At 44.9% G+C, this 25,561-nt stretch carries 24 protein-coding genes; 5 read left to right on the forward strand and 19 right to left on the reverse strand.

The features are described from left to right. Positions 1–6: 6 nt before the first annotated feature. From icd to P3L57_RS14320, 3 genes are all read right to left on the reverse strand, one after another. Positions 7–1,278, reverse strand: coding sequence for an NADP-dependent isocitrate dehydrogenase (gene icd / locus P3L57_RS14310; RefSeq protein ID WP_024122455.1), 1,272 nt, complete (start codon positions 1,276–1,278; stop codon positions 7–9). Positions 1,279–1,438: 160 nt separating this feature from the next. Beyond that, complete coding sequence (citZ, locus tag P3L57_RS14315; protein WP_010335272.1) at positions 1,439–2,557, reverse strand: citrate synthase; 1,119 nt, start codon at positions 2,555–2,557, stop codon at positions 1,439–1,441. Positions 2,558–2,888: 331 nt separating this feature from the next. Further along, the gene (locus P3L57_RS14320; protein ID WP_044153881.1) at positions 2,889–3,353 is read right to left on the reverse strand and encodes a DUF441 domain-containing protein; all 465 of its coding nucleotides are present in this window, start codon (positions 3,351–3,353) and stop codon (positions 2,889–2,891) included. 95 nt (positions 3,354–3,448) lie between these two features. On the opposite strand from P3L57_RS14320, the gene ytvI reads away from it, so the two are divergent. Then, positions 3,449–4,564, forward strand: coding sequence for a sporulation integral membrane protein YtvI (gene ytvI / locus P3L57_RS14325; protein WP_069487071.1), 1,116 nt, complete (start codon positions 3,449–3,451; stop codon positions 4,562–4,564). A 30-nt stretch (positions 4,565–4,594) separates the two neighbouring features. Here the strand turns inward: ytvI and P3L57_RS14330 are convergent, their stop codons facing one another. The 7 genes from P3L57_RS14330 to dnaE all read right to left on the reverse strand — a co-directional run bounded on the left by P3L57_RS14330 (position 4,595) and on the right by dnaE (position 14,906). Then, positions 4,595–4,978 (reverse strand): FxsA family protein, encoded by a 384-nt coding sequence (locus P3L57_RS14330; protein ID WP_024122457.1) that lies wholly within the window; start codon positions 4,976–4,978, stop codon positions 4,595–4,597. A gap of 96 nt (positions 4,979–5,074) precedes the next feature. Further along, positions 5,075–6,832, reverse strand: coding sequence for a pyruvate kinase (pyk, locus tag P3L57_RS14335; protein WP_044153869.1), 1,758 nt, complete (start codon positions 6,830–6,832; stop codon positions 5,075–5,077). Positions 6,833–6,875: 43 nt separating this feature from the next. Continuing rightward, the gene (gene pfkA / locus P3L57_RS14340) at positions 6,876–7,835 is read right to left on the reverse strand and encodes a 6-phosphofructokinase (protein WP_044153864.1); all 960 of its coding nucleotides are present in this window, start codon (positions 7,833–7,835) and stop codon (positions 6,876–6,878) included. A gap of 185 nt (positions 7,836–8,020) precedes the next feature. Beyond that, positions 8,021–8,998, reverse strand: a complete 978-nt coding sequence (accA, locus tag P3L57_RS14345) for an acetyl-CoA carboxylase carboxyl transferase subunit alpha (protein WP_024122460.1) — start codon at positions 8,996–8,998, stop codon at positions 8,021–8,023. Continuing rightward, a complete protein-coding gene (gene accD, locus P3L57_RS14350; protein ID WP_044153863.1) occupies positions 8,983–9,855 on the reverse strand; it encodes an acetyl-CoA carboxylase, carboxyltransferase subunit beta in 873 nt (290 codons plus the stop codon). Before accD ends, accA begins: the two co-directional genes overlap by 16 nt. Before the next feature lie 334 nt (positions 9,856–10,189). Then, a complete protein-coding gene (gene ystJ, locus P3L57_RS14355; RefSeq protein WP_044153862.1) occupies positions 10,190–11,422 on the reverse strand; it encodes an NADP-dependent malic enzyme in 1,233 nt (410 codons plus the stop codon). A 136-nt stretch (positions 11,423–11,558) separates the two neighbouring features. Next, on the reverse strand, positions 11,559–14,906 hold the full coding sequence (gene dnaE / locus P3L57_RS14360) for a DNA polymerase III subunit alpha (protein WP_277617446.1): 3,348 nt from the start codon (positions 14,904–14,906) through the stop codon (positions 11,559–11,561). Positions 14,907–15,046: 140 nt separating this feature from the next. Between dnaE and ytrH the strand changes: the two genes are divergently transcribed. The 3 genes from ytrH to P3L57_RS14375 all read left to right on the forward strand — a co-directional run bounded on the left by ytrH (position 15,047) and on the right by P3L57_RS14375 (position 16,180). Beyond that, a complete protein-coding gene (ytrH, locus tag P3L57_RS14365; RefSeq protein ID WP_024122464.1) occupies positions 15,047–15,388 on the forward strand; it encodes a sporulation membrane protein YtrH in 342 nt (113 codons plus the stop codon). Beyond that, on the forward strand, positions 15,385–15,888 hold the full coding sequence (ytrI, locus tag P3L57_RS14370) for a sporulation membrane protein YtrI (protein ID WP_024122465.1): 504 nt from the start codon (positions 15,385–15,387) through the stop codon (positions 15,886–15,888). The genes ytrH and ytrI overlap by 4 nt, the downstream gene beginning before the upstream one ends. A 100-nt stretch (positions 15,889–15,988) precedes the next feature. Continuing rightward, positions 15,989–16,180, forward strand: coding sequence for a YtzJ family protein (locus tag P3L57_RS14375; protein ID WP_010335284.1), 192 nt, complete (start codon positions 15,989–15,991; stop codon positions 16,178–16,180). Positions 16,181–16,197: 17 nt separating this feature from the next. On the opposite strand, the gene nrnA is transcribed toward P3L57_RS14375, so the two are convergent. Next, positions 16,198–17,139, reverse strand: coding sequence for a bifunctional oligoribonuclease/PAP phosphatase NrnA (gene nrnA, locus P3L57_RS14380; protein WP_024122466.1), 942 nt, complete (start codon positions 17,137–17,139; stop codon positions 16,198–16,200). A 130-nt stretch (positions 17,140–17,269) separates the two neighbouring features. Between nrnA and P3L57_RS14385 the strand changes: the two genes are divergently transcribed. Next, positions 17,270–17,572, forward strand: a complete 303-nt coding sequence (locus tag P3L57_RS14385) for a YtpI family protein (protein ID WP_024122467.1) — start codon at positions 17,270–17,272, stop codon at positions 17,570–17,572. A 19-nt stretch (positions 17,573–17,591) separates the two neighbouring features. On the opposite strand, the gene P3L57_RS14390 is transcribed toward P3L57_RS14385, so the two are convergent. The 8 genes from P3L57_RS14390 to P3L57_RS14425 all read right to left on the reverse strand — a co-directional run bounded on the left by P3L57_RS14390 (position 17,592) and on the right by P3L57_RS14425 (position 25,408). Beyond that, positions 17,592–18,911: a CBS domain-containing protein gene (locus tag P3L57_RS14390; protein WP_044153858.1), complete on the reverse strand. Its 1,320-nt coding sequence runs from the start codon at positions 18,909–18,911 to the stop codon at positions 17,592–17,594. 117 nt (positions 18,912–19,028) lie between these two features. Continuing rightward, entirely contained in the window at positions 19,029–19,712 is a 684-nt protein-coding gene (locus P3L57_RS14395) for a metal-dependent hydrolase (protein WP_044156693.1), read from the reverse strand. A gap of 62 nt (positions 19,713–19,774) precedes the next feature. Continuing rightward, positions 19,775–20,542: an SDR family oxidoreductase gene (locus P3L57_RS14400; protein WP_044153857.1), complete on the reverse strand. Its 768-nt coding sequence runs from the start codon at positions 20,540–20,542 to the stop codon at positions 19,775–19,777. A gap of 128 nt (positions 20,543–20,670) precedes the next feature. Continuing rightward, positions 20,671–20,802 (reverse strand): hypothetical protein, encoded by a 132-nt coding sequence (locus P3L57_RS14405; RefSeq protein WP_010335290.1) that lies wholly within the window; start codon positions 20,800–20,802, stop codon positions 20,671–20,673. A 64-nt stretch (positions 20,803–20,866) separates the two neighbouring features. Beyond that, positions 20,867–22,252 (reverse strand): argininosuccinate lyase, encoded by a 1,386-nt coding sequence (argH, locus tag P3L57_RS14410; RefSeq protein ID WP_059293426.1) that lies wholly within the window; start codon positions 22,250–22,252, stop codon positions 20,867–20,869. Next, the gene (locus tag P3L57_RS14415; RefSeq protein WP_024122485.1) at positions 22,249–23,460 is read right to left on the reverse strand and encodes an argininosuccinate synthase; all 1,212 of its coding nucleotides are present in this window, start codon (positions 23,458–23,460) and stop codon (positions 22,249–22,251) included. The genes argH and P3L57_RS14415 overlap by 4 nt, the downstream gene beginning before the upstream one ends. 168 nt (positions 23,461–23,628) lie before the next feature. Then, positions 23,629–24,141 (reverse strand): MogA/MoaB family molybdenum cofactor biosynthesis protein, encoded by a 513-nt coding sequence (locus tag P3L57_RS14420; protein ID WP_069487068.1) that lies wholly within the window; start codon positions 24,139–24,141, stop codon positions 23,629–23,631. A gap of 79 nt (positions 24,142–24,220) precedes the next feature. Further along, positions 24,221–25,408 (reverse strand): acetate kinase, encoded by a 1,188-nt coding sequence (locus P3L57_RS14425; RefSeq protein WP_024122488.1) that lies wholly within the window; start codon positions 25,406–25,408, stop codon positions 24,221–24,223. Between the last annotated feature and the right edge of the window lie 153 nt (positions 25,409–25,561).

The raw sequence follows: 25,561 nt of genomic DNA on the forward strand, positions 1-25,561 counted from the left end.
CCTTGCTTAGTCCATGTTTTTAATCAGTTCTTCTCCGAACTCTGAACATTTAACTTCAGTCGCGCCGTCCATTAATCTGGCAAAATCGTAAGTTACGACTTTAGAAGCGATTGTTTTTTCCATAGATTTAATGATTAAATCAGCCGCTTCATTCCATCCTAAATGCTCAAGCAGCAGCACACCTGAAAGAATAACTGAAGATGGGTTTACTTTATCAAGTCCGGCGTATTTAGGAGCCGTTCCGTGTGTCGCCTCGAAAATCGCATGTCCTGTTTCGTAGTTGATGTTCGCCCCAGGAGCAATACCGATTCCGCCTACTTGCGCCGCAAGAGCGTCAGAAATATAGTCTCCGTTAAGGTTCATTGTTGCAACAACATCAAATTCGCTTGGACGTGTCAGAATCTGCTGAAGGAAAATATCAGCAATGCTGTCTTTGATAATGATTTTGCCTGCTGCTTCTGCTTCGCTTTGCGCTTTATTAGCGGCGTCTTTTCCGTCTTTTTCAGCAATGCGGTCATATTCAGCCCATGTGAAGACTTTTTCGCCGTATTCTCTCTCCGCAAGCTCATAGCCCCAGTTTTTGAAGGCGCCTTCCGTGAACTTCATGATGTTTCCTTTGTGTACAAGCGTTACAGACTTGCGGCCGTGCTCAATCGCATATTCAATTGCCGCTCTGACCAGACGGCTTGTTCCTTCTTCAGAAACAGGCTTAATGCCGATACCTGATGTTTCAGGGAAACGGATTTTGTTGACATTCAATTCATTTTGCAGGAAGCTGATAAGCTTTTGCACTTCTTCAGAGCCTTTTGCGTACTCGATGCCTGCGTAAATATCTTCTGTATTTTCACGGAAGATGACCATGTCAGTATCCTCAGGGCGTTTTACCGGTGACGGCACTCCAGTAAAATATCTTACCGGTCTCAAGCAAACGAATAGGTCAAGCTCTTGTCTGAGCGCTACGTTCAAAGAACGGATACCGCCGCCGACAGGTGTCGTTAACGGGCCTTTAATCGCGATGAAATATTCGCGGATGACATCTAATGTTTCAGCAGGAAGCCACTCACCTGTTTTATTATAAGCCTTTTCTCCGGCATAAACTTCTTTCCACGTAATTTTCTTTTCACCTTTATATGCTTTTTCTACTGCGGCTTCCAAAACTTTTGAAGCCGCATTCCAAATATCAGGACCGGTTCCGTCTCCTTCAATAAACGGGATAATCGGGTTGTTTGGTACGTTTAATACTCCGTTAGAGACTGTAATTTTTTCACCTTGTGCCACAATAAAAACCTCCCAGTATGTAATTCATATTTAGAAAACATTTTATTTTTCTTATATAGAAAACAAAATGATTTTTCTTAACATTCTAAAGTGTAAACCATCTTTGATGTTCTGAACAAGAGGCTAACTTCATTAACATAAGCCAGCCCCCCATGGTTCTTTAGGCTCTTTCTTCAATCGGAACAAAAGTTTGTTTGTCAGGGCCTGTGTAATCTGCACGCGGGCGGATCAGGCGGTTATTGTCATACTGCTCAAGGATATGAGCGAGCCAGCCAGACATTCTGCTCACAGCAAAAATCGGTGTGAACAGGTCATGGTCAATTCCGAGGCTGTGATAAACAGAAGCGGAATAGAAATCAACGTTAGGCGGAAGCTTTTTTTCTGATGTCACGATTTCTTCGATGCGAATCGACATGTCATACCATTTGCTTTCGCCGGTCAGGTTGGTCAGACGTTTGCTCATTTCTTTTAAATGTTTGGCGCGCGGATCGCCATGCTTATAAACGCGATGGCCGAATCCCATTATTTTTTCTTTCTTTTCCATCTTGGCGCGAACGAAAGGCTCGACATTCTCCACTTCGCCGATCTCTGTCAGCATTTTCATGACGCCTTCGTTTGCACCGCCGTGAAGCGGGCCCTTCAGTGCGCCGATTGCTGCAGTAATTCCTGAGTAGATATCCGAAAGTGTTGCCACACAGACCCTCGCTGTAAACGTTGACGCGTTCAGCTCGTGATCGGCATGTAAAATCAGTGCTTTGTTGAAGGCTTCAACCTCAATCGGTGAAGGCTCTTCTCCATTTAATGTGTAGAGAAAATTCTCTGCAATGCCGTAGTCTTCTCTTGGCTCAACGGGTTCAAGACCCTTGCGGATTCTGGAAAACGCTGCAACCAGACCAGGCACCTTTGCCTGAAGGCGGATCGCCTTTCTGTAGTTGGCTTCCGGGTTCATGGTATCAGCCTCGCTGTCAAGCAGGCCTAGTAAAGAAATCGCTGTCCGAAGAGCAGCCATGGGATGAACATTTTCGAGGGAATAAGATTTGAAGTGCTCAATAATTTCTTGCGGAACGGCAGCTTCTTTTGCTAACTGCTGTTTTAACTCATCAAGCTCTTTTTTGTTTGGCAGCCTTAAGTGCCAAAGCAAGTAAATGATTTCTTCAAAGCTCGCATTCTCTGTCAAATCATCGATATCATACCCCACATATGTAAGGGTATCATCAATAATCGAACTAACAGATGATGTTGTTGCTACAACCCCTTCAAGACCGCGTGTCGCTGTCATATATAACATCTCCTTTTCAATAAATTTCCCCTTTAAGAGTGTTGTAAAAACATGAGGCTAACTTAAAAAGCATGTTGTAAGTATTTCTCCCCCCAAAAGAAAATGCTTACATTTTACTGCCTGCTGGTGCTGAAACCCTTTGCTTATGAAAGAACATAACAAATTCTTATAAGCTTTTTTAAGTTTGTGCCTATTCCTATTATAAACAATAATCAGACATTTGTTAAATGTTTACCTATAATTTTTTTTTTTCATTCTATGATTTTCCCTAAAAAACGCCTTTATTTGCGGGTTTTTGGCATTAAAAAAAAGCGGCAGCAAGCCGCTTTTTTCATGAAGTGAACAGTTTTACGAGCTGCATCGCAATATAAGCAATCCCCGCTCCGATCAGCGGACCCACTGCGACTCCGCCGAAAAGCGCGACGGCGAGAATGGTACCGATGACAAGAGCAGTGGTGATGTGAGGATCGTTTTCCAGCAGAGTCAGGCCATTTTTGGCAATCAGCGCAACGGCAATTCCCGCCCCCAGTGCAATCCAGGCGTAAGAAGAACGCATTGCCTCACCAAGCTGTTTAAATCCAATCTCTCCTGTGGCGATTGGAACAAGAACAGCAATTGTGATGACGGTCACGCCCCAGTTGATGCCTTTTGACTGGATAGTCGGAAAAATTTTTTGGTCAAGTCCCACGATTTTTATGATCAAAAGGACGGATACAGCAAAAAGCAGCGATTGATTTTTTGCGATAAGTGCAATAGCCAAGAGTAATATTAAAAATAAATTCGCTTGTGTAAACACGCGTCATCCCTCCTTTAAGATGAATGTATTCATATACAGCCGTACCGTGAATAAACATAACAATAGGACATGCTGACGAGAGGAGGATCGTTTTTGTGAATCAATCCTATATCACTATTTTTTTCCGAACCCTCTTTGTCGTGTCGCTTACAGCCGGGTCAGCAGCCGCTGTTTATTATTCGTTTCCGTTAACATATCCGTTCCTCATTGCCCTTATTCTTTCAACAGCGATTCACCCTGTTGTAGACTACTTGGACAAGGTGACGGGATTCCCGCGAACTTTAAATGTCATCGGCGTGCTTGCCTTTTTTCTGCTCGCGGCGTTCGGTGTGCTGACCATTGTGGTAGCAGAAATCGTAACAGGGACTGCATATCTTGCAAAAACCCTTCCTCCGCATATCAGCACATTTATCTCTTATTGTGAAAAACTGTTTACCACTCATATCCAGCCGCTCTATCACGAACTGACCGTTTTATTTCATGAATTGGAGACCAACCAGCAGGCTTCCATCGTCACTCACATTCAGACACTTGGAGATTCCGCTGCCAAAAACGCAGGACTGCTGCTGTCTCACATTCTTGAAATGATCCCGAAGTTTTTCGCGCTGCTTCCGAATACCGCGGCTGTTTTGATATTTTCACTTCTTGCTACATTTTTCATGACAAAGGATTGGCACAAGCTGAAAGCGGTGCTCGTTTCAGTGCTGCCGGATCGAATAACAGCAAACGGAAAGGCGATCAGCAGCGAGCTGAAAAAAGCAATGACCGGTTTCATTAAAGCACAGGCTGTTCTTGTATTTCTTACGATGGTCATTGTATTCATCGGTCTTTCTCTCTTAAAGGTTGAACATGCAGCAACGATTGCTTTTTTAATCGGGCTAGTCGACCTTCTCCCGTATTTAGGAGCAGGATCCGTCTTCGTGCCGTGGATTTTGTATTTATCGATTACAGGCCAGCTTCCTCAAGCAATTGGAATTGGTGTGCTGTACCTTGTCGTACTCGTTCAGCGGCAGCTGACAGAGCCCAAAATATTAAGTAAATCAATCGGAATCGATCCGCTGGCAACACTCATTGCCCTCTTTGCAGGCTTTAAATTGTTCGGATTTTTAGGACTGATTGCCGGTCCTGCCGTTCTCGTCGTCATCCAGGCTTTTATTACAACAGGTGCCTTAAAGGAAATATGGTCCTACATCACTGTCCAGCAAAAATAAAACAGCAGCCCATAATGCAGGCTGCCGTTTTTATTTTATAATGATCCGCTTGTTCTTCGACATGCCTCTCAGCCATTTGAACAGGATCGGCTTACACCAGCTGCGGGTGAACGGGATAAGCAGGCATGCGCCGGCCAGGTCTGATAAAAAGCCTGGCAGCATCAGCAAAAGGCCGCCAATAAAGATGCACAGGCCGTCAGCAATCGCTTCACCAGGCATCTTGCCGTATTGAAGGTCACGCTGAACCTTGAAGTAGACTTCAGTTCCTTGTTTTTTGGCAGCTGCTGCCCCAATGATTCCGGTCAGAATCATTAAAAGGACCGTCGGAAGAATGCCGATCAGCTTGCCCGAAAATAGAAATATGCCGATTTCAATTGCCGGAAACACAATAAAAAGCAAAAATAAAAACCTCATCTCCAGCCCCCCACATGTGTAAAACGCCTTAGTTCAAAAATAGTGACAAATAGAGAAAAGGAAGGGAATACGCTCCCTTCCCATTTTCAGATGTAATTAAAGTACACTTGCACGGCCTTGGTAGACTGCCCCTCTAGAAGCGTCAACCGTAATATCCTGGCCTTCTGTCAAAATGGATGTCGCATTTTCCAAACCAACAATAACCGGAATGCCGAGGCTTAATCCGACTACTGCAGCATGGCTTGTCAAGCCGCCTTCTTCTGTAATAAGGGCAGACGCTTTTTCAAGAGACGCGATCATGTCACGGTCAGTGCTAGTTGTAACCAAAACCGCGCCGTCAGTCATTTTTTGTTCGGCTTCTTTCGCGTTTTGCGCAATGACAACCGGACCGTAAGCTGATTTGCGGCCGATACCTTGGCCTTTAGCGATGATATCGCCGACAGTATGAACTTTCATCAAATTCGTTGTTCCTGACTCACCGACAGTGCCTGCTGTAATGACGATCAGATCACCATTTTTCACAATTCCGCTGTGTAATGATTTTTGCACAGCATCTTCCAGCATCTCATCAGTTGAGCTTGCATTTTGACCGCTTTCTGCGAAAACGCCGGATACAAGAGCGAGCTTTCTGGAAACAGACTCATTTACAGTCACAGCGACAATCGGTGCCTGCGGGCGGTATTTAGCAATCATACGCGCTGTATGGCCGCTTTCAGTCGGAGTCACAATCGCAGTAGCATTCAAGTTAATGGCCGTATGTGCAACCGATTGGCCGATTGCATCAGTAATCGTCATGCCTACCTGGTCTCTGCGTTTTGAAAGAATCTCTTTGTAATTCAGCGCCTCTTCAGAACGGGATGCGATGTTGTGCATCGTTTGAACCGCTTCAACCGGATAGTTTCCGGCAGCTGTTTCACCAGAAAGCATGATCGCATCTGTGCCGTCGAAAATTGCGTTTGCGACGTCACTCGCTTCCGCACGAGTCGGACGCGGGTTGCGCTGCATGCTGTCAAGCATTTGTGTCGCTGTAATAACCGGTTTGCCCAGTGCGTTGCATTTTTTAATCAGGTCTTTTTGCACGAGCGGCACTTCTTCAGCCGGGATTTCCACACCTAAGTCTCCGCGCGCAACCATTAAGCCGTCAGACACTTCGAGAATAGAATCGATGTTGTCTACGCCCTCTTGGTTTTCAATTTTAGGGATAATTTGAATATCCTGAGCATTATGCTCCTCAAGAAGTTCACGGATTTCAAGCACGTCAGTAGAACGGCGTACAAAAGACGCAGCGATGAAATCTACGCCTTGCTCAATACCGAAAACGATATCTCTCGCGTCTTTCTCAGTAATACCAGGAAGGTTGACGCTGACACCCGGCACGTTAACGCCTTTTTTATTTTTCAGTGTTCCGTTGTTTAGTACTTTTGTTTTGATTTCGCGTTTAGCGGCATTCACTTCAAGTACTTCAAGACCGATAAGCCCGTCATCTAAAAGAATCGTTGAGCCTTTTTCAACGTCCTCTACTAAACCTTCATACGTTACTGAAATCTTGTCAGTTGTTCCAACTACCTCGTCCATTGAAACGATAAGCTCTTTGCCTGTTTCAAGCTCAATAGCACCGTTTTCCATTGTATGTGTACGGATTTCAGGGCCTTTTGTATCAAGCAGGATTCCGACGTTTTTGCCGAGCTTTTTGCTCGCTTCGCGGATATTTTTAATACGTGCTCCGTGCTCCTCAAAATCTCCGTGAGAAAAATTTAAACGAGCCACATTCATTCCTGACTCCATTAATTTCGTAAGCATTTCAATACTTTCACTTGCCGGACCGATGGTACAAACAATTTTTGTTTTTCTCAATTCGTTCACTTCCTTCTGAAATCTTCAGCCTTCTGCTGCATTCTTAAATAGACAGTTCTTTTGAAAGCTGATACATGTTTTGCTCAACTGTGTGTTTTTGATCCAGTATTTCTATAATATCATGGTCTACAAGCTTATTGTTTTGTATACCTACACAGCGTCCGCCTTTTCCTTCAAGCAGCAGTTCAACCGCATACGCGCCAAGTCGGCTTGCCAGAACACGGTCAGCAGCACTTGGGGAACCGCCGCGCTGGATATGGCCTAATACAGATACCCTAGTTTCAAGATTTGTTTCTTCTTCAATGCGTTTCCCGAATTCAACACCGCTGCCTACACCTTCGGCAACGATAATAATACTGTGTTTCTTCCCGCGCTCATGGCCGCGTTTTAACCGGGCAATGATTTCGTGCATGTCGTAATCAGCCTCAGGGATCAAGATTGATTCCGCGCCGCCTGCAAGTCCGGCCCATAATGCAATATCGCCGGCGTGGCGGCCCATCACTTCGATCACATATGTACGTTCATGAGAAGTCGCTGTATCGCGGATCTTATCAATTGCGTCAATTACTGTATTTAAAGCTGTGTCGAAACCGATTGTAAAATCAGTACCCGGAATGTCATTATCAATTGTACCCGGTACACCTACACATGGAAACCCGTGCTCCGTTAATTTCTTCGCACCCATATATGAGCCGTCTCCGCCGATAACGACAAGCCCTTCGATACCCAGCTTCTTCAAGTTTTCGATCCCTTTTTCACGGCCTTCAACCGTTTTGAATTCAGGACATCTTGCTGTATAAAGCTTTGTTCCTCCGCGATGAATAATATCACCTACAGAACCGAGCTCTAGCTTTTCAATCTTTCCGTTGATCAATCCTGAGTATCCGTTATAAATGCCGTAAACTTCAACGTCATGATAAATCGCTTTTCTGACAACTGCGCGAACTGCTGCATTCATTCCCGGGGAATCCCCGCCGCTCGTCAATACCCCTATACGTTTCATTCTCCATTCACCTCAGCAAACATATATGATTAAAACATAACATGATCATTGCCCTAAAAACAATGAAAAGGGATCTCCATCCTCCCTATGAAACCTTACCTATTATACAATTAAATAAATTGTTTTTAAATAAAATTTAAGGAATGTCACAAAAAATAAACGTGAGCCAAAGGCTTCACGTTTATTTAGTTTACCCCGATATATTGATCTTCAATCGATACTTTCCCAATTGCTTTGTATTTTTCATAGCGCTGCTGAATTAATTCTTCTTCATTCAGCTTCAGCAAAGTCTTTAACGATTGTTTAAGGGTTTCATCCATGTAGCTTGCCTGCAGCTTAATATCGTGGTGCGCTCCGCCTTTTACTTCTTTTATCATATGATCTATAATACCTAATTCTTTTAAGTCAGGGGCAGTGATTTTCATTGTTTCCGCCGCTTTTTTGGCAAGACTGGAGTCCTTCCATAAGAGTGCCGCAGCACCTTCCGGAGAAATAACAGAATAAGTAGAGTTTTCCAGCATATGCAAGTGGTTGCCCACACCTAAACCTAGAGCTCCGCCGCTTCCGCCTTCGCCGATGACGATACAAACAACAGGCACTCTAAGACCGGCCATTTCAAACAGGTTTTTGGCGATTGCTTCGCTTTGTCCTCTCTCTTCAGCTGCTCGTCCAGGGTATGCCCCCTTCGTGTCAATAAAACAGATAATCGGTCTGTTAAATTTATCAGCCTGTTTCATCAGACGAAGCGCTTTACGATAGCCCTCAGGATGAGGCATTCCAAAGTTGCGGACCAGGTTTTCCTTCGTGTCTTTTCCGCGCTGATGACCGATAACTGTCACAGGCAGGCCGTGGAACTTGGCAATACCGCCGACAATGGCTTCATCGTCTCCGTACGCTCTGTCGCCGTGACATTCAAAAAAGTCTGTAAACAGGTAATGAATATAATCAAGTGTTGTCGGACGGTCCGGCAGACGTGCGATTTGAACACGGTCCCAAGGCTTCAGATTTTTATAAATATCATCCTGAAGCTTAGCTAGACGGTCTTCAAGCCGTTCGATTTCTGCACTCAGATCCATTTCCGAATCCTGGGTGAATTTTTTTAATTCGGCGATTTTGGTTTGCAGTTCAATCACCGGTTTTTCAAATTCTAATCTTGCAGCCACTCAATGTCACCTCCTGTTTGATGCATATCCAGCAGATTCTCTAACGTTTTTTTCATGTCGTCGCGGTGAATAACCGCATCAAGCTGTCCATGTTTTAATAAGAATTCCGCCGTTTGGAAGTCCTCCGGCAGTTTTTCGCCTATTGTCTGTTCGATAATCCTTCTTCCGGCAAAACCGATCAGCGCGCCGGGCTCCGCGAAATTATAATCGCCAAGAGAAGCAAAGCTTGCCGATACCCCGCCGGTAGTCGGATGCGTCATGACTGAGATAATGAGACCCTGTTCCTCACTGAATAATTTTAAGGCAGAGCTTGTCTTTGCCATTTGCATAAGGCTTAATATGCCTTCCTGCATCCTTGCACCGCCGGAAGCAGTAAAGATAATAAACGGAACTTTATCCGCTTTTGCTTTTTCAATCGCAAGCGTGATTTTTTCGCCGACGACAGAGCCCATGCTGCCCATACGGAATGAAGAATCCATTACCGCGACAACAGCAGGAAATCCCCCGATGGTGCCCTTGCCTGTGACAACAGCCTCGTTTAAGGATGTTTTCTCGCGATCTTTTTCAAGCTTTTCCAGATATCCCGGGAAACCGAGCGGGTTTTCCGATAACATCCCCTGATTGAATTCCTCAAAGGACTGTTCATCCATCAAGCTTTCGATACGCTGTTTTGCATTCATTGGGAAATGATAATCGCAGTTCATGCATACTCGCATATTTTTATCCAACTCTTTAGTGAGCATGATTTTTTTACACTTAGGACATTTTGTCATAATGCCTTCCGGAACATCGTGCTTCGCTTGATCTGACGGTACGGAAGCATACTTTTTCTTTTTAGTGAATATATCCTTTAACAAATGATTACCTCCCTTTTGTGAAGGGTTCTCTTCACCGCATGCCATCCAGACAGATAGACTTGCTAATAACTTTACCGAAACTATTGTACTTTTTTTGTCAAACGCTGTCATCCTCAATTCGACAACTTTTTATCCGCATACGCGTGCGGACAGACTCATGATAAACCTGATAAATCGTTGAACCAGTAGGGTTGGTAACGTATTCAAAAATCATGTTAAACTCGGCTGAAATTTTTTTAAGTCCTGGCCCCAAAAAAATTTCAGCCGCAAGTTTAACTTGAGAACAGCGCGCCGGTCTCCGCCAACGCGCTGCCATTTTTGGAATGAATTAAAATTATTCGCCAATAATCGTAAGTTTTCTGGTTTTTTCTGCAACTTCTTCAGGATCTACAGTAATTCTTGCCACACCTGTTTCCATCGCCGCTTTCGCCACAGCCTTAGCCACAGCAGGCGCAACACGTTTATCAAACGGTGCAGGGATGACGTACTCTGGGCTAAGCTCATCGTCTGATACTAGTGAAGCAATGGCTTCAACCGCTGCAATCTTCATTTCTTCGTTAATGTGAGTAGCGCGCACGTCAAGAGCTCCGCGGAAAATTCCCGGGAAGGCAAGCACATTGTTTACTTGGTTCGGAAAATCTGAACGGCCTGTTCCGATAACGCTCGCTCCAGCTTCACGCGCATCTTCCGGCATAATTTCCGGATTTGGATTTGCCATTGCAAAGATAATTGGATCTTTTGCCATGCTTTGAACCATTTCTTTTGTTAACGCGCCTGCTACAGAGACACCGATAAATACGTCAGCATCAACGATGACATCTTTCAGAGAACCGTCTTTGCGGTCTTGGTTTGTGAACTTCGCCACTTCGTTTTTAACATCGTTCATGCCGTTCGGGCGCCCTTCATAAATGGCCCCTTTGGAATCGCACATCACAATGTCGCGAACGCCATAATGATGAAGAAGCTTGATAATCGCAATGCCAGCCGCACCCGCGCCGTTTGCGACAACTTTAATGGATGACATGGATTTTCCAGACAGTTTCAGCGCGTTTACAAGACCTGCTACGGTTACAATGGCAGTACCGTGCTGATCGTCATGGAAAACAGGGATGTTCGTTTCTTTTTTCAGACGCTCTTCAATGATGAAGCAGTTTGGCGCCGCGATATCTTCAAGGTTGACGCCGCCAAATGTCGGTTCAAGCAATTTTACAGTTTCAACGATTTTATCAACATCGTTTGTGTTTAAAGCAATCGGGAACGCGTCTACGCCGGCAAAGCTTTTGAAAAGAACGGCTTTACCTTCCATAACAGGAAGTGCGGCTTCAGGGCCGATATTTCCAAGGCCGAGCACAGCTGTACCGTCTGTCACGACTGCTACCATGTTCCCCTTCATTGTATAATCATATACTTTGTTAATGTCTTCATGAATATCCTTACATGGTTCTGCTACACCCGGGGAATAAGCAAGGCTTAAATCTTTCGCATTTTTAACCTCTACTTTAGATTTGGATTCGAGCTTCCCCTGGTTCACTTTATGCAGATGTAATGCTTCTTCTCTTAATGACATTCTCCTAAACACTCCTTAATGGAATTTTTTGATTCGTATGCTGCTGCATTGATTGCTGCATTCTGCGGAGTTGATCTATCAGAATATTTAAACAGAGTAACATAATTGCTCCAATTGTATAACAAAAAGCGAATGGTTACCACTGTTTTAAAACGACGTTTTTTTGACCTAACAGCTCTTTTAAGCGGTATAACACCTGGTGATCCGCATCGATATGGAACGCCTCAGGAAGCTTTATCGTCTGTTTTTGCCTTTCATAATAGAGATAAACGCCGGTTTCCCCCTTATGCTCCAGCAAAATGCGCTTGATCTTTGTCAGGATCTCCTGACTGTGCTGACTGCTTTCTATCTTCATATAAACCGATGGCGCTTTTTCAGCATTCATATTTTCCAGCAATTCCGCTCTGGACATAATAAACTGGACTTTTTCCTGCCTGATTTCACATTTCCCTGCTGAGAACAATAGAGCGCCCTCTCTTAAAACCGGGGAAAGCTGTCTGAATTGTTCAGGGAACACAACGGCTTCCATTTCGCCGGTCTCATCACTTAACGTTAAAAACGCCATGTTTTGACCTGTTTTTGTCCGAATCGTTTTGATTTTCGACAACAGGACACCGAGTGAAACCTGCTTTTTAACAGCCTGCTGAGCCTGCTGAATGGATACCGCTCCGCGCGCTGTCAGCTGGTTTCGAAAGGCAGAGAGCGGATGATTTGAAAAATAAATACCGAGCGTTTCTTTTTCAAATGCAAGAATATCCACAAGCGGAAGCTCCTCGGTCTCCACGTACTTCGGTTTAATGGAAAACGATTCATCTAAAAACAATCCCATTTGGTCATCATCCGCGGCGAATAGCTCGGCATGCTCTAACGCAACGTCAATCGATGCAAGCAGCGTAGCCCGGTTTTGATCGAATTCGTCCATTGCACCGGAAAATATGAGTGCTTCAAGCGTTTTGCGATTTACGCTTTTTGACGGCACGCGAAAGCAGAAATCGAAAAGATCTTCAAATGGTTTCTCTTTTCTTGCTTTATATATATCTTTGACTGCTGAGACGCCTACACTTTTTATCGCACGGAGGCTGTACCTGACAGCTCCGTCTTCAACTGTAAACGGATAGCTGCTTTTGTTCACTGACGGAGGAAGGATACGAATCCCGCTCCCCTTCGCTTCGTAAAGATATTGAGCTATTTTATCCTCATTGCCAATGACGCTTGTAAGCAATCCGCACATAAAATATAAAGGATAATGAGCCTTCAAATACGCAAGCTGGCAGCCGATCATGCTGTATGCCACCGCATGGCTTCTGTTGAAGCCATAGTTTGCGAATTTGACGATTAAATCGTAGACTTCATTTGCAGTGTCTACAGAATACTCCTTTTTTAAGCACCCTTCAACAAAATGGCTTCGCTCTCGGTCAAGAATATCTTTCTTTTTTTTGCTGACTGCACGTCTGAGCAGGTCCGCCTCACCTAAAGAAAATCCTGCCATACGCGATGCAATCACCATAATTTGCTCCTGATAAACGATGACGCCATACGTATCTTCCAATATCCCTCTTAAATCTTCGTGAGGATAATGAACCGGCACGCGCCCGTGTTTACGGTCAATAAATAACGGAATATTTTCCATCGGACCAGGCCGGTACAGTGCGTTTACCGCGACAATATCTTCTAATCCTGAAGGCTTAAGCCTTTTCAAAACGCTTCTCATCCCTGAGGATTCAAGCTGGAAAATCCCTGTCGTATCCCCTTTTGACAGCAGAGAGAATGTTTTTTCGTCTTGATAGGAAATACTCGAAAGATCTATTTTAATATTTTTTTCTTTTTCAATCATTGAAGTGATCGACTCGATGAGTGTCAGGTTGCGCAAGCCCAAGAAATCCATTTTCAAAAGGCCCAGATCTTCGAGGTGATCCATCGCGTATTGCGTTAAATAGATCCCTTCATGTCCTTCCTGAAGCGGGACAACATCAGTTAACGGTTCCTCACTTAAGACAACGCCGGCCGCGTGGGTTGACGTATGTCTCGGAAGACCTTCTATTTTTCTGGCAATCGTAAACACTTGCTGAAGCAGACTTGACTCACTGAGTCGCTTATTCAGCTCCGGCGATTGTTTTCTCGCATCATCCAAGGTCATGCCCGACCTTGAAGGTATGAGCTTCGCAAGCTGATCCGCTTCCTTCGGGCTTACACCGAATACCCTTCCGACGTCCCGAAGCGCCGCTTTTGCCGCCAGCGTCCCGAAGGTAATAATCTGCGCGACGTGCATTTCGCCGTATTTCTGCTGAACGTATTGAATGACCTCGTCCCTTCTCGTATCCGGAAAGTCGATATCAATATCCGGCATACTGATCCGTTCCGGGTTTAAAAACCTCTCAAACAGCAGGTGATGCCTGATCGGATCAACGTCCGTGATATAGAGGACATAAGCCACGAGCGATCCCGCCGCAGAACCCCTTCCCGGTCCTGTCACAATCCCTTTTTCATGGGCGTGTTTCATAAAATCCCATACGATCAGAAAATAATCGCTGAACTTCATCCGCTTGATGACATCAAGTTCATATTGAAGACGTCGAATATACTGTTCATCTGGTGTATCGAAGCGGCTGCGAAGCCCTGTCATACAAACATCCGTCAAATAATCATCCGCGGATGTACCGTCTGGAGTAGGAAATGACGGCAGGCGGGTCTGTCCCAGACTGACGTCAACCCGGCATTGTTCTGCAATCTCAACAGATGCTTGCAATGCCTCAGGATGCTCTTGGTATATAACACGCATTTCATCAATGGATTTCAAGTCGAGATCCGGCATCTCTTCGTTTGATGCCTCAGTGAGTTTTTCACCTGACTTTATCGCTTTCAAACAGCGATAGGCAGCCTGATCTTCTTTCCTTATATAATGAACATCGCCTGTCGCCGTGACCGGAATTCCCGTTTCTTCAGACAGCCGGAGGATTTGCTCAGATAAGAATTTATTTTCTTTAAACGGCTGAAAGGATAAATAAAAAGCACCTTTTCCGAATATAGACTGAAAATGAAGTGCGGCTTGAGCGGCCTGGTCAAACAGCCCTCCTTCAAGCAGCATTTCAATATAACCCTTCTCGCCGGGGGTGATCGCAATAATGCCTTCGCGATAGCTGTTAAGCCATTTTGGCTTCAGGCCGTTTTTTGATTTCGATTGCAGGACGCTGCTGATTTTCAGCAGGTTTTGATAGCCTGTATTTGATTTTGCCAGCAGGACGAGCGGGTAGGCTTCGAGCTCGTCATCATCTGTGAAAACAGAAGCCGTCAAGCCGATAATCGGGTTGATCCCCCTCGCCTTGCATGCTTTATAAAATTGTATAGCTCCGTACATGACATGATCATCTGTCAGCGCCAAAGACGCATATCCGAGCCTGTCAGCTTCACTGACGAGCTCTTCCACAGCCGCGGCGCTGTTTAGCAGGCTGTACCCGCTATGCACTTGCAGGTGAACAAAAGACATGCTATCACCTCTTTCTCCATTACGATCCATTTCTTTCTTCATTATAAGTCGGGTTTTCAAAAGAAACAAATGTTCTTTTTCGAGTCGTCATCATACTTGTCCCGAATGCTCAATATGATATAAAAGGTGAGGTGATCAAGATGGATCAGGAAGCTGGTTTTATGGTAAATTTTATCAACAGTTATTTTATTGCATTAGGGGTGCTGATTGGAGGCGCACTCATCGGAGGCCTTGGAGCATATTTGGCAGGCGAAGCCCCGCTTACGGTCATTACAAAGCTTGCGAACAGATTAAAAATATGGGCGCTGGTCGCCGCTATCGGCGGTACATTCGATGCGGTATACAGCTTTGAACGGGGTATTCTTGAAGGCAATACGAGAGATTTATTCAAGCAGATTCTTCTCATTATCTCGGCCATGGGCGGTGCGCAAAGCGGCTGGCTTATTATTTCATGGCTGACGCAGGAGCATATTTCTTCATGAGAGTGCCGCAGCATTACAAGAAACCGGGATGGCAGCGTTTTTTTGCTGGTATGATGTGCGGAGCCGTGATCAGCTGGTTTTTTTTCCTGTTTACATACGGAACATTCCAGGAGGAGCAGGTTTCCCTCATCGAAAAACAAAAAGAGCACGTCAAAGACTTGAACGACCAAATTTCCATCTATCAGGAAGACCTCCACAAACTAAATGAAGACAATAAAAGAAAACTGCTTATTCAAAGCGTCGATGTCAAATTGCTGAATGGAGAAAAATATAAAATCTCGCAGCCTGATAAAACAAAATTCGAGGAGCATGTGAAGGATGATATTTCAGAGGTCATTACAAAGGATATAGAAAGCGTCTATAAAACGAAGGAGCTTTTAAAACGGACAATTGAAAATAAAGTCTATACGATCAATGAAAAAAAATATGAGGCAGCCGTCAAGGAATTAATTATTTACACAAGGCTTTCGGTAGAAATCGAAATATCATTCGCGACGTAAATATGGAATTTTTTTAAATTTTTCAAACTCCTGTCGCTTTTTCCCATTCTTTTTTATAAACTATAAATGAGGCTTAATAGCGAAAGGAGGAGGAAGGGAAATGGAGGTTTACAGTGACCGTCAATTAGCAAAAGATCAAGCAGCCCGACTCAGACAAGGTTTTTCTGCATATGCCGAAACAAACTCACTCGCTTCCCTCATCAAAAAAGAACTTCAATCTCACAATCTCCAAGTCTACGAGGACCTTACTGAGTTCGGCTGCTGGTTCATCCCCGTCACAGATGAACACTAAGAGAGAGGGTCTCCCCTCTACTTGTGTTCTTTACATAACGTCTCCAGATCAGCTAAAATCTGTTCCGCTTTATCCCAGCTGTAAATGGAGGCGCCTGAAGCCAGAGGATGCCCTCCGCCGTTATATTTCCGGGCGAGTCCGTTAATAACAGGCCCCTTTGAACGGAATCTGACTCTGATTTGATCGTCTTCTTCTATGAAAAACACCCATGCGCGAATACCTGAGATATTTCCAAGCGTCCCGACAAGCTGCGACGCTTCAGAAGCCGTTGTGCCGAACCTTTCAAGAGTATCCTTTTTGATGAAAACAGAAGCAGCGCCATTTTCAGACAAAGACACATTTTGAAAGATATAGCCGTTAAGCTTCACCACATTCAGTTTTGTTTCATACAATTGATTAAACAGCTCTGAAGAAGAGAACGGATACTTAATAAGCTCGCCTGCATATTTTAATGTTTTTTCCGTTGTATTCGGAAATAAGAAGCGTCCGGTATCACTGACAATGCCGGCATAGATCAGCTTTGCGGCTTTTGTATTCAGCTTCCAGCCGTGCTCTTTCCCTTCTAAATACAGCTCGTAAATCATTTCACTTACTGAGCTTGCATTCGTATCGACCCACAGAAGATCGCCGTAAGGATCTTCGTTCGGATGGTGGTCGATTTTCATTAGTTTGGCGCCTGATAAATAACGCTGATCGTCGATTCTTTCCTGATTTGCTGTATCGCAGACGATCACAAGGGCGCCTTTATATGTTTCATCGTCCACCTCATCGAGGGTATATAAGAAAGAAAGGGACGGTTCTGGTGTGCCGACCGCAAAAATATTTTTTTCCGGATACGTTTCACGCAGGATTTCCGTAAGTCCGCACTGAGATCCGTAGGCATCCGGGTCAGGGCGCACATGTCTATGTAAGATAATCGTGTCATATAATGATATGGTTCTGATCAATTCTGTTTTCATTTGATACTCCTTTATTGTTTTTTTTCATTAAATCACATTCTCTGCCGACGGAAAAGAAAAATAACGTCAAAACCAAGCCCGTTTTTGTATAGAATGGGTTTGTAAACTTTTACGATGGAGGATTTCATTTATGCTGGTTCTTGTTTTTTTGATTGGGCTTTCAGCCTGCTTTTATGTGTACTATAAAGTAAAAGGCGTACGGGCAAAGCAATCTTTGGAAAAAGAAATCTTTTCAGCAAAATCTAGCATGGCATTAGGATCGCTGGTGCTGTTTTACGGACTCAATCAAATGATATTATTCCATTCAGTATTAACGCTAGTAATCGGCGGCATCTTTATCGTCATCGGAGCCGGAAGCGCATGGGCAGGTTATAAAGCCTACAGCCATTACAATCCCCTTCACGCCAAAGAAGCTGAAAGAGATCACGCGTAAGGGGCGCCTGAGACGTCCCTTAGCTTCTTTCCATCAGCTGAACCATCAGCATTGCTTTAGATACGATATGGCCTTGGCTGTGCACTTCAACTTCCATTTTTCCGAACTTTCTTCCAGCCTCTAAAATGCGCGGCTTGACTTCGATGACCGACTCCATCTGCACAGGCTTCAAAAAGAAAATGGTGATGCTTTCTATCACTAGTTCGCCGCGTTTTTTCGAGCGCAAAAACCGATTGGCCGCTTGCGTCAAAATGGTCGTAAACACGCCATAAGAAATCGTCCCCAGCTGATTTGTCATTTGCGGTGTTACTTCATACTGATAAACCGTCTGATCCTGTTTATCCTCATCCTCATCTTTAAATCCTCTTGAGACGATATCATCAAGCTTTTCCCCGACTTGAGGCTGCTTTTGAATCATTTGAAGAGCTTTCAGCACGTCTTGGCGGCTGATCATGCCAATGAGCTTTTGGTGTCCGTCAGTGACGGGAAGCACTTCGATCCCTTCCCATACCATCATTTGCGCCGCTGAGGCGACAGACGTTTTTCCAATAACCGTAACCGGATTTTTTGTCATGACTTTTTCAATGGGTGCATTCCGGTCGTGACCTGCGATATCTTTCGAGGTCAAGATCCCGTGGATTTTCATTTGTTCGTCGACAACCGGGAAACGCCCATGGCCCGTTTCAAAATTTTTCTCGTACCATTTTTCAAGTTTATCCTTGGGTGAAAGATATATCGTACGGTCAGCGGGCGTTAAAATGTCCTCCACCAGAACGATTTCTTTTTTGATCAGCTGGTCATAAATCGCCCGGTTAATCATAGCGGCGACTGTAAAGGTGTCATAGCTCGTGGATAAAATCGGCAGCTCAAGCTCGTCTGCCAGCTGCACGATGCTGTCATCTGTGTTAAATCCGCCCGTTACAAGTACAGCGGCGCCTGCCTCAAGCGCCTGTCTGTGTGCATTGATTCGATTTCCGACAATCAAAAGATTCCCGGCTGCGGTGTACCGCATCATCGCGTCCAGCTCCATTGCGCCTATGACAAATTTATTTAATGTCTTATGGAGTCCGGCCCGGCCTCCGAGCACTTGTCCGTCTATGACGTTTACAACCTCTGCATAGGTAAGCTTTTCGATATTTTCTTTTTTCTTTTGTTCAATTCTGATTGTTCCGACACGTTCAATCGTACTGACAAAGCCTTTATTCTCTGCTTCCTTGATGGCTCTGTACGCCGTGCCTTCACTTACTTTCATTTCCTTTGCGATTCTCCGCACAGAAATTTTTTCACCGACAGGCAGCGAATCAATATATGTTAAAATTTGTTCATGCTTAGTTGCCAAACCTTTCACCTCTAAGGGACAGTCTTCTGCTTTTATTATAAGGGCTCGGATGATTGATTCGCAATGAGGCAGGAAAATAAAAAGCATCTCCTGATTGTCAGGAGATGCTTTCAGCGTTTAAAGCTCGATCGTTTCACCGACGGCCATGACTTTTCCGACTCCGCCCGGCAGGCTGTCTGCAAATGCTTCCGGGTCTTGCTCGATGACCGGGAATGTATTGTAATGAACCGGCACAACTTGTTTTGCCCGCAGCCATTCTGCAGCTAGCTTGGCGTCTTCAGGCCCCATCGTAAAATTGTCGCCGATCGGCAGGAAGGCAAGATCAATATGGTTCAGCTCCCCGATCAGCTTCATGTCAGAGAAAAGAGCCGTATCGCCGGCGTGGAAGATTGTTTTGCCTTCGACAGTCAGCAGAATACCGGATGGCATGCCTGTGTAGGTGATCGTTTTATTTTCTTCGTCAGATATGGCAGATCCATGAAAGGCCTGTGTAAGCTTCACTTTCCCAAAATCAAACTGATGGGAGCCGCCGATGTGCATAGGGTGAACATTTAACCCTTTCCATCCCAAATATACAGCCAGCTCATTCGGTGCCACAACCAGCGCGTTATTTTGCTTTGCGATTTGCTCAGTGTCGCCCACGTGGTCATTGTGGCCGTGAGTCAATAAGATAGCGTCCGCTTTTGCATCCTCCGGCTTCAAGTCGGTTAACGAATTTCCTGTCAAAAACGGGTCAAATAAAATATGGTGGTCATTCGTTTCTACTGCAACTACAGAATGTCCGTGATACGTTACTTTCATTTCCTTCACCTCGTCACTTTGTTTTTGATGTTTCATTTTCCCTCTTTAAGATGCTGAAAAACTTATGTGGATTGATTCTTGTTAATCACATTGAGGCCCCCGGTTGCTTCAATTACAGTTCCTGTTACCAGGTCTGAGTTCTCTTCGCACAAAAAGGCAATGATTCTGGCGATATCTTCACCGGTGCCGGATCTTCCTATCGGCGTTTTTTCTTTGCCGATACGCTGTCTGGCTTCCTCAATTGACGCTTCCTTCATGTCGCCGACAATGTCGCCCGGGCAAACCATATTAGCGGTTATGCCCGATTCAGCTTCTTCTATCGCGATTGTTTTTGTTAAAGAAGCCAATCCCACTTTTGCGGCGCCGAAAGCGGAGCGGTGAAGCCAGCCGGGTGCGTGTGCCGCGCCTTGAAATCCGTACGTGATGATACGCCCGAATTGCTGTTTCCTCATGACCGGAATAACTGCTTTGAATAAGTGAAAGACGGCGCTTAAATTCCCTTCCAGCATACCGTACCATTCGTCATCGGTATAATCGGCTAACTTTTTTCGTTCAAATATGTATGGCCCCGCGTTGTTAATCAAAAAGTCGATTCTCCCGAAGCGGTCCAAGGCAGCGTCTGCGATGCGCAGCAAATCTTCTTTTTTAGTGACATCACCTTTTACAAATTGCAGCCGGTCAAGGTAATCAGGACAGGCATCCTTCAGGCGGTTTACTGCCTCTTCATCCTGCCTGTAATTCACTGTTACTGAATACCCCTTTGCAAGCAATGTTTCAGTCACTTTGCGGCCTAATCCCTTCGAACCGGCAGTAATTAAAGCATGTCGCACATGAATACCTCCCAAAGCAACGTTGCCGCTTTTCAATAAAGTGTTTCTTCTTCTACTTTACTATAAAAGGCCGTCAATATCACTTTTTACACTTTGCCATACAAAAAAAGCTGCCTATAATAGACAGCTTATTCCGCAGAAGATGAAGGCTCTTGATCCGGGATATCCACATAACCGCTTTGATATGCTTCGGAAATGAGCCTTGTTGTCTCCTGGCTTTCTTGTTCATCATAAATATAGCGTTCCGGTTCTTTTTTCATCCTTCTGCCTCCCATCATTATAGAGGTAGGTTGGCTATAAAGACGGGATTTTATGAAGGAAATTTTAACAAACTCCGGCAGCCACACAAGCTTTCGCCTTTACGAGCGCCTCCTCTACCTGTTTGAAGCCCGTGCCTCCTGCGCTCATTCTTTTTTCGACCGCATGATAAGGATCCAAAACAGTGTAAATATCTTCTTCGAAAAGATCGCTCGCCTTCTGAAAATCGTCAAACGGCATGTCGCTTAAATAAATTCCTTTTTCGATGCATGTGTACACAAGCTTTCCGACCACTTCGTGCGCTTCTCTGAATGGCATTCCTTTCTTCGCTAAATAATCAGCCAGTTCCGTCGCATTTGAAAAGTCTTGTTTTGTCGCTTGCTTCATGACGTCTTTGTTAACAGTCATTGTTTGAATCATGCCTGTGAAGATTTGCAGGCTGCCTTCGACCGTTTTCACCGTGTCAAACATGCCTTCTTTGTCTTCCTGCAGGTCTTTGTTATAAGCGAGCGGAAGGCCTTTCATGATCGTAAACAGCCCCATCATGTCACCGTACACGCGTCCTGTTTTGCCGCGGATCAGCTCAGCCATATCCGGGTTTTTCTTCTGCGGCATCATGCTGCTTCCCGTTGCGTACGTATCGTCTAGCTCAATGAATTTAAACTCCTGCGAGCACCACAGAATGATTTCTTCAGAGAAACGGGAAAGGTGCATCATCAGCATGCTGCTGTTGCTTAAAAATTCCAGAATGAAGTCTCTGTCGCTGACGCCGTCGAGGCTGTTTTCATAAATGGAATCAAAGCCGAGCAGCTCTGCTGAATACTCACGATCGATCGGGAAGGTGGTACCCGCGAGCGCTCCGCAGCCGAGCGGAGATTTGTTGATCCGCTTCATTGAATCCTGAAAACGTTCCTTGTCGCGCTCCAGCATCCAGAAATACGCAAGCAGATGGTGCGCGAATGAAATCGGCTGGGCGCGCTGAAGATGAGTGTAGCCCGGCAGAATGGTTTCAACATTTGCTTCTGCCTTATCAATGAGCGCGCCTTGAAATGCCTCTATCAGCTCGATAATGTGAGTGACATGGTTTTTCAAGTACAAATGCATGTCAGTTGCCACCTGGTCATTCCGGCTTCTTCCGGTATGCAGCTTGCCGCCGAGAGGGCCGATTTCGTCAATGAGCATTTTCTCAATGTTCAAATGAATATCTTCATAATCAACTGAGAACTCTAATGTCCCGTCTTCTGCTTTTTGCAAAAGGGCATTCAGTCCCTCACGGATTTTCAGCTCTTCTTCTTCTGTCAGGATACCGCATTTTTTCAGCATGGCAGCATGTGCGAGAGACCCTGTAATGTCTTCAGTCACTAAATGTTGGTCAAATGATATGGACGCGCCGAATTCGTCGACCCATTTTTCCGGTGTTTTTTGGAATCGGCCTCCCCAAAGCTTCTTCATGCTTTAATCTGCTCCTTCTTTTTCACGATGCTGTTCACTTTTGTCGGAAGTCCCCAAAGCTCGATAAATCCGATTGCCGCATGGTGGTCAAACGCATCGTCTTTTGTATATGTTGCAAGCTTTTCATCATATAGAGAGTATTCTGATTTACGGCCTTCAACTATCGCATGGCCTTTAAACAGCTTCACGCGAACGATGCCTGTAACGTGTTTTTGCGTTTCTTTTAAGAAAGCGTGCAGCGCGTCTTTTAAAGGCGAGAACCATAAGCCGTTGTAAATGATTTCTGACAGCTTTTGTTCGATGGCCGGTTTAAAGTGCGCGACCTCTTTCACTAATGTTAAATCTTCCAGTTCTTTGTGTGCTTTGATAAGCGTCATCGCACCCGGGCATTCGTATACTTCACGGGATTTAATGCCGACAAGGCGGTTTTCCACGTGGTCGATACGTCCGACACCATGCGCGCCTGCAATTTCGTTCAGTTTTAAAATTAATTCAGAAAGTGAGTAAGAGACGCCGTCGATGGATACAGGCACGCCTTGTTCAAATGCGATTTCAATCACTTCCGGCGTGTCCGGCGTTTTTTCCAGCGGAGCTGTTAAATCGTATGCACCTTCTGGCGGAGCCGCCCACGGATCTTCTAAAATGCCGCACTCATTTGCACGTCCCCAGAGGTTTTGATCAATGGAATATGGGCTGTCAAGATTAATCGGAATCGGAATGCCGCGGCTTGCCGCATATTCAATTTCTTCTTCACGAGACCATTGCCATTCCCGAACCGGAGCGATGACTTCAAGGTCAGGATTCAATGATTTAATTGATACCTCAAAACGCACCTGGTCATTTCCTTTCCCTGTGCATCCGTGCGCAATTGCCTGCGCCTCTTCTTTTTCTGCGATCTCGACTAATTTTTTTGCAATAAGCGGCCGAGACAATGCGGACACGAGCGGATATTTCCCTTCATACATCGTGTGAGCCTGCAAAGATAACAGCGCGTAATCCTGGGCGAATTCTTCTTTTGCATCGATCACGTAAGAATTTGTTGCGCCGACTTCAAGCGCTTTTTGCTGAACAAACGCCAAGTCCTTGCCTTCGCCGACATCCAGACAGCAGGCGATGACATTATACCCTTGCTCTTGAAGCCATTTTATCGCGACGGAAGTATCGAGACCCCCTGAGTATGCTAATACGACTTTTTTCTGTTCTGCCATGATAAAAATCTCCTCTCAACCCTGTTTCTTTTGTATAAAAATAAATTATATTTAATAAAAATACATTTTGTATGTATACACTTTAACAAGTAAGTTCCTTTTTTTCAAGCCTTTTATTAAAAAAACTTCACCCATTTTTCCGGGTGAAGTTTCGTAGTATTTATTCATTTACTTGTCTTTTCTGATTTCTCTGACCACATGGGCGATCTCCGGAATAATCAGCTTATTCATCGCCAGCTTTACCGCACCGCTGGAGCCTGGCGTTGAAAAAACGGCTGTATGTTGGATAACGCCGGCTGCGGCTCTCGACATGATCGCACTGGAGCCGATGTCTTCTGTATAACTGAGCATCCTGAATATTTCTCCAAAGCCGGGCAGCTCTTTAGAAAACAACGGCGAAATGGCTTCAATGGTGACGTCCCTCTTTGCAATACCCGTCCCGCCGTTTAAGAGGACCGCGTCCGTCTGATCATCCATGCATCCCGCTAAGACAGACTGCTGCAGGGCATCCTTTTCGTCTTTCACAATTTCATATGCAGTAATCTGATGGCCGGCTTCTTCTAAAGATGAGATCATCAGCCTGCCGCTTTTATCCGTTTCTTCTGTTCTCGTATCACTGACAGTAATCACTTTGCACCGGACAATATCGGGTGCTTCTTGTTTATGCTCTTGAACGCTCATTGGCTCACCTCTTTGTATTTTTGTCTACCTTTATGATGCTTCAACAAAAAAGCACATTCAAGTGAATGTGCTTTTTGCATTATTTAGCTAAACGAACAACGTCTCGTGCAATCATGACTTCCTCATCAGTCGGAATGATCATAACTTTTACTGGAGAATGAGGGTAGCTGATGAACGCTTCCTCACCGCGTACGTTATTAAGCGCAGGATCCCAGTATACACCCATAAATTCCAGACCGCGAAGAACGCGTTCTCTGACTTCTACGCTGTTTTCACCGATACCGGCAGTAAAGATAATCGCATCAACACCGCTCATTCTGGCAGCGTAAGAACCGATGTATTTGTGGATGCGGCTCGCGAAGACTTCAAGCGCAGTTTCCGCGCGCTCATTTCCTTGTTTCGTTGCTTCAACGATGTCACGAAGATCGCTTGAGAAACCGGAGATGCCAAGCAGTCCGCTTTTTTTGTTTAATGTATTCAGTACTTCGTCAGCTGTCTGGCCTGTTTTCTCCATAATGTATGGGATCAGGGCAGGGTCGATGTTTCCAGAGCGTGTACCCATTGCAACACCGGCAAGCGGCGTGAAGCCCATAGATGTATCAATTGATTTTCCGCCTTCAACAGCTGCAATACTTGCGCCGTTACCAAGGTGGCAGGAAATCAGGCGTAAATCTTTTAACGGACGGCCGAGAAGCTCTGCCGCACGCTCAGTCACATATTTATGTGAAGTGCCGTGGAAGCCGTATTTACGAATACCGAATTTTTCATAATATTCGTATGGCAGGCTGTACAGGTAAGACTGCTCAGGCATTGTCTGGTGGAATGCCGTATCAAAAACAGCAACCGCAGGAACATTTGGAAGCACTTCTTTAAAGGCTTTAATTCCGACGATATTTGCCGGGTTGTGCAGCGGCGCCAATTCAGAAATATCTTCAATCTCCTGAATTGTTTCGTCCGTTAATAAAACGGAATCGCTGAATTTTTCTCCGCCGTGTACCACGCGGTGTCCAATTCCGTCAATTTCATTTAAATCTTTGATAATGCCGAATTCTGTCAGCTTATTAAGCAGCATTTTAACCGCTACCGCATGATCAGGTATATCAGTTACTTCTGTATTTTTTTCGCCGTTTACAGAAATCGTGAACACACTGTCGGCGATACCGATTCGTTCAACTAAGCCCTTCGTTAAAACGGTTTCTGAAGGCATTTCGAAAAGCTGAAATTTCAAAGACGAGCTTCCTGCGTTAATTGCAATAATTTTGGACATGATTGACGCTCCTTTTTACTCTGTATCAACATCTTCGTTTTTCGTACTTTTTTCCCGGGTGAATCATCATTTTCTCCCGAAAAATATCTGACTTTTCCATTTAAACATTGTCATGTCGGCTTTTCAAGTCAACTTACGTATTGATAACGCTTA

The organism is Bacillus sp. B28, assembly GCF_029536185.1.
Taxonomy (GTDB): Bacteria; Bacillota; Bacilli; order Bacillales; family Bacillaceae; genus Bacillus; species Bacillus halotolerans.

What these genes read in the sequence shown, in the direction of transcription:
- citZ (WP_010335272.1), bottom strand. Translation starts at nt 2,557, where the DNA reads ATGACAGCGACACGCGGTCTTGAAGGGGTTGTAGCAACAACATCATCT.
- P3L57_RS14330 (WP_024122457.1), bottom strand. Translation starts at nt 4,978, where the DNA reads ATGAGGTTTTTATTTTTGCTTTTTATTGTGTTTCCGGCAATTGAAATC.
- pfkA (WP_044153864.1), bottom strand. Translation starts at nt 7,835, where the DNA reads ATGAAACGTATAGGGGTATTGACGAGCGGCGGGGATTCCCCGGGAATG.
- ystJ (WP_044153862.1), bottom strand. Translation starts at nt 11,422, where the DNA reads ATGTCATTAAGAGAAGAAGCATTACATCTGCATAAAGTGAACCAGGGG.
- dnaE (WP_277617446.1), bottom strand. Translation starts at nt 14,906, where the DNA reads ATGTCTTTTGTTCACCTGCAAGTGCATAGCGGGTACAGCCTGCTAAAC.
- ytrH (WP_024122464.1), top strand. Translation starts at nt 15,047, where the DNA reads ATGGATCAGGAAGCTGGTTTTATGGTAAATTTTATCAACAGTTATTTT.
- ytrI (WP_024122465.1), top strand. Translation starts at nt 15,385, where the DNA reads ATGAGAGTGCCGCAGCATTACAAGAAACCGGGATGGCAGCGTTTTTTT.
- P3L57_RS14375 (WP_010335284.1), top strand. Translation starts at nt 15,989, where the DNA reads ATGGAGGTTTACAGTGACCGTCAATTAGCAAAAGATCAAGCAGCCCGA.
- nrnA (WP_024122466.1), bottom strand. Translation starts at nt 17,139, where the DNA reads ATGAAAACAGAATTGATCAGAACCATATCATTATATGACACGATTATC.
- P3L57_RS14385 (WP_024122467.1), top strand. Translation starts at nt 17,270, where the DNA reads ATGCTGGTTCTTGTTTTTTTGATTGGGCTTTCAGCCTGCTTTTATGTG.
- P3L57_RS14395 (WP_044156693.1), bottom strand. Translation starts at nt 19,712, where the DNA reads ATGAAAGTAACGTATCACGGACATTCTGTAGTTGCAGTAGAAACGAAT.
- P3L57_RS14405 (WP_010335290.1), bottom strand. Translation starts at nt 20,802, where the DNA reads ATGAAAAAAGAACCGGAACGCTATATTTATGATGAACAAGAAAGCCAG.
- argH (WP_059293426.1), bottom strand. Translation starts at nt 22,252, where the DNA reads ATGAAGAAGCTTTGGGGAGGCCGATTCCAAAAAACACCGGAAAAATGG.
- P3L57_RS14415 (WP_024122485.1), bottom strand. Translation starts at nt 23,460, where the DNA reads ATGGCAGAACAGAAAAAAGTCGTATTAGCATACTCAGGGGGTCTCGAT.
- P3L57_RS14420 (WP_069487068.1), bottom strand. Translation starts at nt 24,141, where the DNA reads ATGAGCGTTCAAGAGCATAAACAAGAAGCACCCGATATTGTCCGGTGC.
- P3L57_RS14425 (WP_024122488.1), bottom strand. Translation starts at nt 25,408, where the DNA reads ATGTCCAAAATTATTGCAATTAACGCAGGAAGCTCGTCTTTGAAATTT.